Source organism: Geodermatophilus maliterrae, assembly GCF_041018925.1.
In the GTDB taxonomy this organism is placed as follows: domain Bacteria; phylum Actinomycetota; class Actinomycetes; order Mycobacteriales; family Geodermatophilaceae; genus Geodermatophilus; species Geodermatophilus maliterrae.
Genome location: NZ_JBFNXQ010000006.1, coordinates 65,300 through 77,718 on the forward strand (window position 1 = coordinate 65,300; position 12,419 = coordinate 77,718).

Below are 12,419 nucleotides of genomic sequence, written 5' to 3' on the forward strand. Positions count from 1 at the left end.
CTGGCAAGTGCCCCGGCCGGGCGGTTGTTCCCCGCGTCGCCGGGCGTGTCCGCGCGCCGTGGGAAGCTGCCGGGCGTGGCCGTACCCAACCTGACCCGCGACGACGCCGCCGCCCGCGCGCGGCTGCTGGCCGTCGACAGCTACGACCTCTCCCTCGACCTCACCGACGGCACCGGGCGCCCGGGCACGGGCACCTTCGCCTCGACGACGACCGTGCGCTTCACCTGCCGCGAGCCGGGCGCGAGCTCGTTCATCGACCTGGTCGCCGAGCGGGTGCACTCGGCCACGCTCAACGGGGTGGCGCTCGACGTCGGCACCTACACCGAGGAGGGCGGCCTGCCGCTGCCCGACCTCGCGGCCGACAACACGCTCGAGGTCGTCGCCCACTGCCGCTACTCCAACTCCGGCGAGGGCCTGCACCGCTTCGAGGACCCCGAGGACGGGCAGGTCTACCTCTACACGCAGTTCGAGCCGGCCGACGCCAAGCGCGTCTTCGCCTGCTTCGACCAGCCCGACCTCAAGGGCAGCCACGCGGTGCACGTGGTCGCGCCGTTCGACTGGCAGGTCGTCTCCAACGCCGGCGGGCGCACCATCGAGGCCGGCCCGGGCGGCTCGCAGCTGGTGCACTTCGAGCCCACGAAGCGGCTGTCGACCTATCTCGTCGCGCTGATCGCCGGGCCCTACGCGCGGGTGACCGACGACCACGAGGGCATCCCGCTCGGCCTGTACTGCCGCGCCTCGCTGGCCGAGCACCTCGACCCCGACGAGCTGTTCCGCGTGACCAGGCAGGGCTTCGACTTCTTCCACCGTGTCTTCGACTACCCGTACCCGTTCGACAAGTACGACCAGCTCTTCGTGCCCGAGTTCAACGCCGGGGCCATGGAGAACGCCGGCGCGGTGACCATCCTCGAGGACTACGTCTTCCGCTCCAGGACCAGCCGGGCCCGCTACGAGCGGCGCGCGGAGACGGTGCTGCACGAGCTGGCGCACATGTGGTTCGGCGACCTCGTGACCATGCGCTGGTGGGACGACCTGTGGCTCAACGAGTCCTTCGCCACCTACATCAGCACGCTGTGCCAGGCCGAGGCCACCGAGTACACGACCGCCTGGACGACGTTCGCCAACACCGAGAAGGCCTGGGCCTACGCGCAGGACCAGCTGCCCTCGACCCACCCGATCGCCGCCGACATGGTCGACGTCGCCGCCGTCGAGGTGAACTTCGACGGGATCACCTACGCCAAGGGCGCCTCGGTGCTCAAGCAGCTGGTGGCCTACGTCGGCCGGGAGGAGTTCCTCGCCGGCATCCGCCGCTACTTCCGCACCCACGAGTACGGCAACACCACGCTGGCCGACCTGCTCGACCCGCTGTCGGAGGCCACCGGACGCGACCTCACCGAGTGGTCCGCGCAGTGGCTGGAGACCAGTCAGGTCAACACCCTGCGGCCGGTGTACGAGCTCACCGACGACGGCCGCTACGCGTCCTTCGCCATCGAGCAGACCGCCGTCCCCGAGCACCCGGTGCTGCGCCGGCACCGCCTGGCCGTCGGTCTCTACGACCGCGGGCCCGGCGGGCTGACGCGCAGCACGCGGGTGGAGCTGGACGTCGACGGCGCGCGCACCGAGGTCGCCGACCTGGTGGGCCACCCGGCGGCCGACCTCGTGCTGGTCAACGACGACGACCTCACCTACGCCAAGCTGCGCCTCGACGAGCGCTCGCTGGCCACGCTGCGCACCGACATCGGCGTGATGCCCGACTCGCTGCCCCGTGCGCTGTGCTGGGCGGCGGCCTGGGACACCACCCGCGACGCCGAGCTGCCCGCCCGCGAGTGGGTGCAGCTGGTCCTGGCCGGCATCGACGCCGAGACCGAGATCAGCGTGGTGCAGTCGCTGCTGGCCCGCGTGCAGACGGCGCTGACCTCCTACGCCGACCCGGCGTGGGCCCCGACGGGGTGGACGGCGCTGGCCGACAAGGCGCTGCAGGCGCTGGAGGCGGCCGGGCCGGGCGGCGACGAGCAGCTGCAGTGGTCGCGCACGCTGTCGGCGGCGGCCCGGACGGAGGCGCACGCCGCGGTGCTGCGCGGCCTGCTCGACGGCTCGCGGGTGGTCGAGGGACTCTCGGTGGACGCCGACGCCCGGTGGGCCTTCCTCAACGGCCTGGTGGCCATCGGCGCGGCAGCCGATGCCCAGATCGACGCCGAGGCCGAGCGGGACGCCACCGCCACCGGCGTGCGCCGGGCGGCGACCGCGCGGGCGCTGCGGCCCACGGCGGAGGCCAAGGAGGAGGCGTGGAAGCGGGCGTTCCACGACGCGGACGTCCCGAACGCCGTGCACGAGGCGCTGGTGGCCGGCTTCTGGCACCCGGCCCAGCGGGAGCTGACGGCGCCCTACGTCGACCGCTACTTCGCCGAGATCGGCCCGATGTGGGAACGGCGTCCCGGCGAGATCGCCAAGAACGCCGTCCAGTACCTCTTCCCGCCGGTGGTCGAGGAGCGCACGCTGCAGGCCGCCGACGCGTGGCTGGCCGAGGAGGACCACCCCGCGCCCCTGCGCCGGCTGGTCACCGAGGGCCGCGACGGCATCGCCCGCGCCCTGCACGCCCGGCAGCGGGACGCCGCGGAGAGCTGAGGACGGACGAGAGGGGCCCGGGGGACGTCGTCCCCGGGCCCCTCTCCGCCTGCACGCCGGTGGTGCCGGCAGCGCTACGAAGGCACTCGGACGCGCACCCCGAGCCCGCGAGGCGGTCCTCCCCTCAGCGCGTGTGCGCGCCGAGGGGGTGGCCGGCCTGGTCGGACAGCTGCCGCAGACCGTTGACGATGCCGCCCACGAGGTCGCCCGCGGAGAAGGAGTTGGTCATCGACAGCACGGCCAGGGCGCAGGCGCGGTCGGGCAGCCGGCGGGCGGCGGAGGAGCCGGTGACCACCTCGATGACCCGCTGCCCGGGCGAGACGGCCAGGAGCACGGAGTCGGCCGGGTCGCCGCCGCGGGCGTGCAGCTCCTCGGCGCGCAGGCGGGTCTGCGGCCCGAGGTCGCCGATGTAGAGCGTGAAGCGCAGGCCGGTCTCGCGCGAGGACATGGTGAGCGCCTCGTCGAGCCGGGCCAGCTCCCGGTAGCTGAAGACCGTGTCGTAGGCCTCGTCGGCCCGGTTGGGCGCGGTGTCCTTCGTCCCGGTGTCGTGGGGTTCGGCGTGCAGGACGCGGGTCATCGCCGGCCTCCGGGGACGGTCGCGGGGTGGGTGGGGGTGCAGGCGGTCATCGCGGTGCGGTCACCAGGTCCCGCGGGCGCCGCCGAGCGGGCCGCCGGCCGCCGGAACGGGGGCGCCGGCCGAGACCGCGGTGGCGCCCTGCGACCCGGCGGGCAGGGCACGGTGGCCGTCCGACGAGCCGATGCCCGCGGTCTCGCCGTACAGCGAGGACCCGACCGCCTGGGTGTCGCCCTCGCCCGCGGTGTGCGACGGGGCGTTGGCCGGCTGGGGCTCGTACCAGACCGGCTCGTGGTCCCAGGGCTGTCCCGGCTTGTACTGCACGCCCTTGCGCTGCCGCCCGCCGGGCAGGTAGGTGAACGCCCACAGCAGGAGGTAGACGGCCAGCGGGGCACCCAGGAAGACGAGCAGGGTCTCGACGACGGTCACGCCGGACAACCTACCGCCACGACCCCTGGACTACGCGTTCGTGTCCCAACCCGGCGGGTGGCGTCGCAACCACGGCCGGGCCGCCTCCAGCTGGGCCGAGAGCGCGATCAGCGTGGCCTCGTCGGCGGGCCGCCCGACGAGCATCGTGCCGATCGGCAGGCCGTCGTCGGTCCACCACAGCGGCAGGCTCACCGCCGGCTGCCCGGTGACGTTGTAGAGGGCGGTGAAGGCGGCGTAGGCCTTCTGCCGCTCGAAGTCCGCGGCACCGTCGCCGTCGGCGTCGAACCAGCCGAGCGGGCGCGGGGTCATCGTGGTCACCGGCGCCAGGAGGACGTCGAAGCCGTGGGTGGCCTGCACGTAACGGCGGGAGAAGAGACGCAGCGCGGTGAGCGCCTCCATCGCCCCCCGCGCCGACAGCGCCAGGCCGCGGGCACGCAGCGCCCGGGTCAGCGGCCGCAGCTCCCCCACCCGCCCGGGCGGCACGGGCAGCGTCGTCCCCGACAGCGACCACACCCGCTCGAAGGCGGCGAGCACGTCCGGGCCCAACAGGCCGGCCGGGACGTCGACCACCTCGTGACCGAGGTCCTCGAGCAGCCGCGCGGCGTCGTCGAAGGCGGCGGCGACCTCCGCGTCGAGGACGGCGCCGGGCATCGGCGACTCCCGCGTCCGGCCGATCCGGAGCCGGCCGACCGGCCGGCCGGCGTAGCCGAGGAACGTCTCCCCCGGCGGTGGCGGAGGCGCCCACGAGGCGTCGCCGGTCACCGGGCCGGCCATGGCGTCCAGCACCGCCGCGGCGTCGCGGACGGTGCGGGCCAGCGGGCCGTTGGTGCCCAGGCCGGTGACGTCGCCGCCGAGCGGGGCGTTGCTCACCCGGCCGCGGCTCGGCTTGATGCCCACCAGGCCGTTGACGCTGGCCGGGATGCGGATGGAGCCGCCGCCGTCGCTGCCCTGCGCCACCGCCACCATTCCCGCCGCGACGGCCACCGCCGCGCCGCCGCTGGACCCGCCGGCCAGCCGGGTGGGGTCCCACGGGCAGCGGGCCGGTCCGACGAGGTCGTTGTCGGTGTAGCAGGGGAAGCCGAACTCCGGGGTGTTGGTCTTGCCCAGGCTGATCGTCCCCGCCGCGGCCAGCTTGCCGACGACGGCGTCGTCGACCTCGGGCACGAAGTCGGCGAACACCGTGCAGCCGAAGGTGGTGCGGACGCCGGCGGTGTTGTTGAGGTCCTTGATCGCCGTCGGGACGCCGAGCAGCGGCGGCAGCTCCCCGCCGCGCAGCACCCGGGAGTCGGCCTCCGCGGCCGCGGCCAGCGCCCGCTGGGGCGTGACGGTGACGAAGGCGCCGAGGCCGGCGTCGAGGGCCTCGACGCGGGCGAGGGCGTGGCGGACGAGCTCGGTGGGGCTCACCTCCCGTGCGCGGACGGCGGCCGCCTGCTCCAGCGCGGTGAGCTCGTGCAGCTGTGTGCCGGTCACGGTCGGGGACGCTAGCGGCGACCGGTAGACAGGCGCCGTGGACCTCACCCGCGCCGCCGCCGGGGCGCTCGACGCCGCCGACCCGCTGGCCGGGTTCCGCGCACGGTTCGCCGGCACCGACGACGACGGACCGGGGCGGCTGCTCTACCTCGACGGCAACTCGCTGGGCCGGATGCCGCGGGAGACGCCGGCGGCGCTGGCGCGGGTGACCGAGCAGGAGTGGGGCGGCGGGCTGGTCGGGTCGTGGGCGTCGTGGATCGACGTCGGCACCCGCGTCGGCGACGTCGTCGGCACCGGAGTGCTGGGTGCGCGCCCCGGCGAGGTGCTGATCGCCGACTCCACCACCGTGGACCTCTACCAGCTGCTGGTGGCCGCCGCCGGCGCCCGCCCGGGCCGCGACGTGCTGGTGTGCTGCGCCGACGACTTCCCCACCGACCGCTACGTCGTCGCCGGGGTGGCCGCGGCGCGGGGCATGGCGGTGCGGGAGGTGCCGGCGGATCTCGACGCGGGGCTCGACCCGGCCGTGCTGGGCGCTGCCCTGGACGAGCGGGTCGCCGTCGTCGTGCTGTCGGCGGTGGCCTACCGGTCGGGGGCGCTGGCCGACGTCGCGGCGGTGACGGCCGCGGCGCGGGACGCCGGTGCCCTGGTGCTGTGGGACCTCTCGCACGCGGCCGGCGCCGTCGCGCTCGACCTGACCGCGAACGGCGTCGACCTCGCCGTCGGCTGCACGTACAAGTACCTGTGCGGCGGGCCGGGGTCGCCGGCCTTCCTCTACGTGCGGCGGGAGCTGCAGGAGTCGCTGCGCCAGCCGATCTGGGGCTGGTTCGGCCAGCGCGACCAGTTCGCCATGGGCCCGGTCTACGACCCGGTGCCGGGGATCGGGCGCCTCGCCGCCGGCACGCCGCCGGTGCTGGCGGCGACCGCGGTGGAGGTGGGCGCGCGGCTGGTGGCCGAGGCCGGGATCGACCGGCTGGCGGCCAAGGGACGAGCGCTGACCGGCCTGCTGGTGGCCCTGGCCGACGAGCACCTGGCGGCGCACGGCGTCGCCCTCGCCAGCCCGCGCGGCCCCGCCCGGCGCGGCGCGCACGTCACCCTCGCCCACCCGGCGGCGTGGCAGCTGACCCAGGCGCTGGTCGACCGCGGCGTCGTCCCCGACTTCCGCACGCCCGACCGCGTCCGGTTCGGCCCGGCGCCGCTCTACACCCGCTTCGTCGACGTCTGGGACGCCGTCGACCGCTTCCGCGGGCTGCTCGAGGACGGCGGCTGGACCGGCTACCCCGAGGAGCGCGCCCGCGTGACCTGAGCGCGCACCCCGCGGGGACGCACGGGGTGTCTCCGCACTCACCGCAGACGCCCGGCCGTGCACCTCCGCGGAGGTGCACGGCCGGGGCGTCCGTGGGTGCGCGGTCAGGACTGCGCGAAGACCACCAGGTTCTCGGTGGCCGCTCGCGTGGTGTCGCGCTGGAAGCAGGTGATGAGCACCAGCCGTCCCGGTGCCGCCTCCCAGACGTCGGTCGCGTCGGGCAGCTCGCCCTTGGCCACCCGCTCGGTCCGCTGGACGGTGTAGTCGACCGTCCCGCCCGGGGTGCTGACCTCGACCACGTCGCCCGGGATGAGGGTGCTACCCCCCGAGTCGGCGTCCACCAGGGAGTCGAAGCCGTACTCACCGGTGCCGGTCGCGTGGGCGGCCAGGTAGAGCGTGTTGTCCGCCTCCCCGGCCGTGCCGACCGGGTCGCCGTAGGGCTCGATCCAGTAGGCCGCGGTCAGGGCCGGGGGGTTGATGACGCCGCCGGCCGGGGTCAGCGGCAGCACGGGCAGGTCCAGGCCCACCGCGGGGACGGTCACGTGGACGTCCGACGACGGGGTCGGCAGCGTCGTCCCCTCCGGTGGGAGCGTCGGCTGCGCCGGCTCGGCCGGGGCGCCGGCCACGGCCACCGGGGGCGAGGACCCGGTGGCCGCGACCGGCTGCCAGCCGTCGGTCAGGCCGACGGCGAGTACGGCGCTCCCGGCGATCCCCAGGGCGGCGACCGCCGCGATCGTGGCGGTGCGCCGCCCCGGCCGCATCAGACCTCGTCCGTCCCGGTCTCGACCGCCGGACGGCGGCGGGTGCGGGCGACGGCGAGGCCACCGGCGCCGGCGAGGAGCAGCAGGCCGGCCCCCGCGGCGACGGTGCCGGTGCTGCTCCCGGTGGCCGGGGCCGTGACGCCGGTGTTCGAGCGCAGCCCGACGTTGCCGGCGACGGCCTGCGTGCTGGGTGCCGCGGTGGCCGGCGGGGCGGCGACCGGCGCGGCGGCCGGCGCGGCGACGACGAGGTCGGCGAGGACCAGGGAGACGCCGGTCGGGGTCGGCTGGCCGATGAGGAGGCCGTAGGACCCGGCCGCCGTCCCGGCGGGGATCTCGAAGGTCGCCGTCGAGCCGGTGACCTGGACGGTGAGCGCCACCGGGGCACCCACGGGGTTCCCGGTGGCGTCGAGGGCCTGGAGGGCGACCTCCACGCCGGTGAGGTCGGTGAGGCCGAGGTCCCGGAGCGCCGAGCCGGCGGTCAGGTCGAGCGTGACCACGGTGCCGGCCGTCGCCGTGACGGGACAGGGAGTGGCCGAGGTGAGGTCGCAGGGCTCCGAGGACAGCGCGAGCACCTCGGGCTCGAGCGTCTCGTCAGCGAGCGCCTCGGTGTTCAACTCGAGCAGGTACTCCACCACGCCGTCAGACGTGTACTCCGGCCCCAACGCAGTGGTGGTCGTGAGGCCCTCGAGGGTCAGCGTGCCCAGCGCGCCGTCGACCGGGGCGTTGTTCGGCAGGGTGATTGCGATGCTGCTGGTTCCTTCACCGGTCACGCCGAGCGGCGTGGGCGCGCCGGGCTCCGACGAGTAGGTCGTCTCGTCGCTGCCGTTGCCGTCGTCGTCCCGCCCCAGCATCACCACGACGTCCGTGGTGTCCAGGTACGACGGCAACTGCACGGTGAGCGTGTCGCCGTACTGGACCGCGACCTCGGTCGGGCCGGCGCCGGTGGGCTCACCCATGGCGTCCATCGCCCCGGCGTTCTCGACCGGGAAGGCGGACAGGAGGACCTCGCCGGGCTCGAGCGGGAGGGCGACGGCGGGCGCGGCACCGGCGGACGGCATCGCCAGCCCCATGGACGCCATGACGGCCAGGCCGACGACGCCGACGCGGGCGGTCCCCCAGCGGTGGTGGTGGCGGGACAGGGTGTGCGTGGACATGGGTGGGCGCCTCTCCGTGGCGTCGCTCACGCTGAGCGAGTTGATCGCAACTTAGAGAGACGGCTTCGGCCGGGTAGCTCTCTGACACGCGGAACGACCTGCGCGGATGCGCCGGTGCTCACCTGTCACACCAGCCCCACGCGGAACACCAGATGTTGTCCAACGGGTCGGTCGCGGTTCGTCAGGTGCGCACCTGAGGCACTGCGCGTCGCCTGGTCCACGAGGCAGGGGACCGACAGACCCGTCCCGAGGCGCTGAGGCGTGTGCACCGGTTCCCGTGCCGGGTCAGGAGGGGTCGGGGGCGCCGATCGGGTTGCGGTCGGGGAAGAGCCCGGCGGTGACGACGGCGCGGCGCACCGGGGTCAGCAGCTCGGCCAGCCGGTCGCAGCCGGCGTCGCCGAGTGCCCGCCACGGCCCGAGCGCCAGCCGGTCGGTGTCGGCCTCGATGGCCGTCACCATGGCCAGTCCCTCCGCGCTGAGCTCCTCGCCGTCGAGCCAGCCGCGGGCGGACAGCTCCTCGGCCGCGGCCGTCCACGCCTCGTCGTCCCAGCCGCGGGCGCGCTGCAACCACTCCCGGTCGGTGCGGCCGGCGGCCGCGGCCAGCACGTGCGCGCCGACGCCGGACACCTCGCGGTCGAGCAGGGCCGCGTCGTGCCCGTCCCCGCGGTGCTCGCGCAGCGTCGTCAGCGCCTGCCACAGCGCCAGGTGCGGCTCACCGGGCCGGTCCAGTCCCGCGTTGGCGGCCGCCAGCGGCCGCCCGGGCAGGTCGACCGCCGCCGCTGCCACCCCGGCCAGCTCCGCCGCCTCGCGCGCCTCCGCCGAGGTCGCCCACTCCCCCAGCACCCGGCGCACCGCGGCGTCCACGCCGGCCAGCCGCGCGTCGAGCGCCGCGGCCGGGGTCACCGACGACCACACCCCGGGCACCCGGCGGGCGACGAAGGCCGGCGCGAAGTTGTAGAAGGTCGCCGTCACGACCTCCGACCCCACCGGGCCGAGCGGCGCCGCCCGCAGGGCGAAGTAGACCGCCCAGAAGCCGCGCAGCCCCGCGGCCTCCCCGGCCGCCCGGGCCTCGTCGGCGAAGTAGGTGAGCGCGTGGTACGGCTCGCCGAGCGCCCACAGCCGCCGCGCCGTCCCCGGCGAGGTCACCGGAGAGGCCCCCTGCAGGGCCCCGCCGCGAGCGTGCGGGTGGTGGGCGGCAGAGGGTCCTCCCTCATGCGCTCACGCTCTCCGGCACGCCGAGCCACTCGCGCCAGCGGGGGTCGACGGTGCGCGCCCCGAGCAGCCGCCACGCCGCCCCGCTCGGGGTGCGGGGCGGGTTCGGCAGCTTCCACCCCAGCTCGGCCAGCGACCGGTCGGCCTTGGTGTGGTTGCACCGGCGGCAGGCGGCCACGACGTTGTCCCAGGTGTGCGTCCCGCCGCGGCTGCGCGGCACGACGTGGTCGATGCTGGTGGCCGACCCGCCGCAGTAGACGCACGTCTGCCCGTCGCGGGTGAACACCGCCCGGCGCGAGAGCGGCACCTGCGCAGGGTAGGGCACCCGCACGTAGCGGGTCAGCCGCACGACCACGGGGACGGCGAGGCTGAGCCGCTCGGCGTGCACGATCTCCGCGGCCGTGTCCACCGGCTCGGCCTTCTCGGCGAGCACCAGCACGATGGCGCGGCGGCTGGAGACCACGCACAGCGGCTCGTAGGTGGCGTTGAGCAGCAGCGTGGCCGCCGTGGTGCCGGACGAGGGCACGGGCAGCCGGGGTCGGACGACGGGGTCGCGGCGCGGACCTGGATGGCCTGCGACCGACCCGGGCGCAGAACGCGGCACGGATCACCTCCGGACGCCCGGACCGCCGTACCGGGGCGGCCCGCGGGCCTCCCCATCCTGCCCCGGTCAGGCCCTCCGGCGCGCGCGGGAAGCCCGGGTGCAGGAACCGGGACGTCCGGGAGCGGGCCGCGGCCGCCGTTACGGTGGACCGGGTGCGCCACCCCCACGCCGAGAAGCTCGACCTGGTCGAGGACCTGCACGGCCACCGCGTGACCGACCCCTACCGCTGGCTCGAGGACCCCGACGACCCGCGTACCCGGGCCTGGACGGCGGCCGAGGACGCCCTGGCCGCCGACGTCCTCGGCGCCCTCCCGCTGCGCGCGGACTTCGCCGCCCGCCTGGAGCAGCTCGTGCACGCCGGCGCCGTCGGCGTCCCGGTGCACCGCGGCGGGCGGGCCTTCTCCACCCGTCGCGACCCCGGCCAGGAGCACGCCGTCCTCCGGGTCCGCGAGCCCGACGGCACCCTCCGCGTGCTGGTCGACCCGATGGCCGTGGACCCGTCGGGTACGACGACGCTCGACGCCTGGTCGCCGTCCTGGGAGGGCGACCGGCTGGCCTACCAGCTGTCCACCGGAGGCGACGAGGAGTCGCGGCTGTACGTCCTCGACGTCGCCACCGGGAAGCAGCTCGACGGGCCGGTCGACCGCTGCCGCTACTCCCCCGTCGCCTGGCTGCCCGGCGGGGAGGAGCTCTTCTACGTCCGCCGCCTGGCGCCGGAGCAGGTGCCCGCGGGGGAGGAGCAGTTCCACCGGCGGGTGTGGCGCCACCGCGTCGGCGCCGACCCCGGCGGCGACGTCCTGGTGCACGGCGAGGGTCTCGACCCCACCAACTACTACGGGGTGCGGACCAGCGCCGACGGCCGCTGGCTGGTCGTCTCGGCCTCGGCGGGGACCGCACCGCGCGACGACGTCTGGCTGGCCGACCTCGGCGGCTCCGTCCCCGGCACCCGCCCACCCCTGCAGGACCTGCAGGTCGGCGTCGACGCCCAGACCGCGGCCTGGGTCGCCCGCGACGGCCGGCTGTGGCTGACGAGCGACCGCGGCACCCCGCGCTGGCGGCTGGCCGTCGCCGACCCCGCCGACCCCGCGACCTGGGCGCCGGAGGCGTGGCGCGACGTCGTCCCGGAGCAGGCGGACGGCGTCCTGTCCGACGTCGCCCTCGTCGACGACCCCGAGGGGTGGCTGCGGGTGCTCGCCGTCCACTCGGTCGACGCCACCGACCGGCTCACCGTGTGGGCCGGGGACGGGTCCGGGCGGCTGGCCGACGTGACCGGCCTCGGCGCCGGCAACGTCTCGGGCGTCAGCGCACCGCCGGAGGGCGGCACCACCGCGTGGGTCGGCTACACCGACCACGCGACGCCGCCGTCGGTGCTGCGCTGGGACGCCGCGACACCCGAGTCGCTGACGCCGGACGAGCGCGCCCCCGTGGCCGGCGAGGTGCCGGCGGTCACCGTCGTGGAGACGCACGCGACCTCGGCCGACGGGACGCCGGTGCACCTGTTCGTGCTGTCCGCGACCGGCGAGCCGGACGCCCCGCGGCCGGCCGTCCTCTACGGCTACGGCGGCTTCAACGTGGCGCTCACCCCGTCCTACTCGGCGCAGGCGCTGGCCTGGGTCGCCGCCGGCGGCGTGTGGGCGGTGGCCAACCTGCGCGGCGGCTCCGAGCACGGCGAGGAGTGGCACCGCGCCGGCATGCGCGAGCGCAAGCAGAACGTCTTCGACGACTTCGCCGCCGCCGGCGAGCACCTGGTCGCCCGGGGCTGGACGACGCCGGCGCAGCTGGCGGTGATGGGCGGGTCCAACGGCGGCCTGCTGGTGGGCGCCACCCTCACCCAGCGGCCCGACCTGGTCGCGGGCGTCGTCTGCAGCGCCCCGCTGCTCGACATGGTGCGCTACGAGCGCTTCGGCCTGGGCCGGACCTGGAACGACGAGTACGGCACCGCCGACGACCCGGTCGAGCTGGGCTGGCTGCTGGGCTACTCGCCCTACCACGCCGTCCGGGAGGGCACCGCCTACCCGGCGGTGCTGTTCACGACCTTCGAGTCCGACACCCGCGTCGACCCGCTGCACGCCCGCAAGCTGGCCGCCGCCCTGCAGGCGGCCACCGCCGCCGAGGCGCCGGTCGTGCTGCGGCGGGAGACGTCGGTGGGCCACGGCGCGCGGGCGGTGAGCCGCACCGTGGGTCTGGCCGCCGACCAGCTGGCCTTCCTCGCCGCCGCCACCGGCCTGTCCGGCTGGGGCGCGGCGGGTCCCTGACCGATCGCCCCGACCTGACACCATGGTGAGTG

Annotated in this window: 10 protein-coding genes; 3 read left to right on the top strand and 7 right to left on the bottom strand. The window is 76.1% G+C overall.

The window, feature by feature from the left end; genetic code table 11:
• Positions 1–75: 75 nt before the first annotated feature.
• Positions 76–2,625, top strand: coding sequence for an aminopeptidase N (gene pepN, locus ABQ292_RS03560; protein ID WP_369203285.1), 2,550 nt, complete (start codon positions 76–78; stop codon positions 2,623–2,625).
• Between the two features lie 124 nt (positions 2,626–2,749).
• Here the strand turns inward: pepN and ABQ292_RS03565 are convergent, their stop codons facing one another.
• From ABQ292_RS03565 to ABQ292_RS03575, 3 genes are read right to left on the bottom strand one after another with little or no spacing between them, the layout of a single operon-like run.
• Complete coding sequence (locus tag ABQ292_RS03565) at positions 2,750–3,202, bottom strand: DUF5130 family protein (RefSeq protein WP_369203287.1); 453 nt, start codon at positions 3,200–3,202, stop codon at positions 2,750–2,752.
• 60 nt (positions 3,203–3,262) lie between these two features.
• A complete protein-coding gene (gene ctaJ, locus ABQ292_RS03570; protein ID WP_369203289.1) occupies positions 3,263–3,628 on the bottom strand; it encodes an aa3-type cytochrome oxidase subunit CtaJ in 366 nt (121 codons plus the stop codon).
• Between the two features lie 30 nt (positions 3,629–3,658).
• Positions 3,659–5,098, bottom strand: a complete 1,440-nt coding sequence (locus tag ABQ292_RS03575; RefSeq protein ID WP_369203291.1) for an amidase — start codon at positions 5,096–5,098, stop codon at positions 3,659–3,661.
• A 37-nt stretch (positions 5,099–5,135) separates the two neighbouring features.
• On the opposite strand from ABQ292_RS03575, the gene ABQ292_RS03580 reads away from it, so the two are divergent.
• Positions 5,136–6,401 carry a kynureninase gene (locus tag ABQ292_RS03580; protein WP_369203293.1) on the top strand — a complete coding sequence of 422 codons (1,266 nt, stop codon included), beginning with the start codon at positions 5,136–5,138 and terminating at the stop codon, positions 6,399–6,401.
• A gap of 104 nt (positions 6,402–6,505) precedes the next feature.
• Here ABQ292_RS03580 and ABQ292_RS03585 read toward each other — a convergent pair whose 3' ends face one another.
• From ABQ292_RS03585 to ABQ292_RS03600, 4 genes are all read right to left on the bottom strand, one after another.
• Positions 6,506–7,162, bottom strand: coding sequence for a class F sortase (locus tag ABQ292_RS03585; protein ID WP_369203295.1), 657 nt, complete (start codon positions 7,160–7,162; stop codon positions 6,506–6,508).
• On the bottom strand, positions 7,162–8,316 hold the full coding sequence (locus ABQ292_RS03590) for an LPXTG cell wall anchor domain-containing protein (protein ID WP_369203297.1): 1,155 nt from the start codon (positions 8,314–8,316) through the stop codon (positions 7,162–7,164). The genes ABQ292_RS03585 and ABQ292_RS03590 overlap by 1 nt, the downstream gene beginning before the upstream one ends.
• 285 nt (positions 8,317–8,601) lie before the next feature.
• On the bottom strand, positions 8,602–9,462 hold the full coding sequence (locus ABQ292_RS03595) for an SCO6745 family protein (RefSeq protein WP_369203299.1): 861 nt from the start codon (positions 9,460–9,462) through the stop codon (positions 8,602–8,604).
• Between the two features lie 64 nt (positions 9,463–9,526).
• On the bottom strand, positions 9,527–10,054 hold the full coding sequence (locus ABQ292_RS03600; protein ID WP_369203300.1) for an HNH endonuclease: 528 nt from the start codon (positions 10,052–10,054) through the stop codon (positions 9,527–9,529).
• A gap of 230 nt (positions 10,055–10,284) precedes the next feature.
• Between ABQ292_RS03600 and ABQ292_RS03605 the strand changes: the two genes are divergently transcribed.
• Positions 10,285–12,387 carry a prolyl oligopeptidase family serine peptidase gene (locus ABQ292_RS03605; RefSeq protein WP_369203302.1) on the top strand — a complete coding sequence of 701 codons (2,103 nt, stop codon included), beginning with the start codon at positions 10,285–10,287 and terminating at the stop codon, positions 12,385–12,387.
• Positions 12,388–12,419 lie beyond the last annotated feature (32 nt).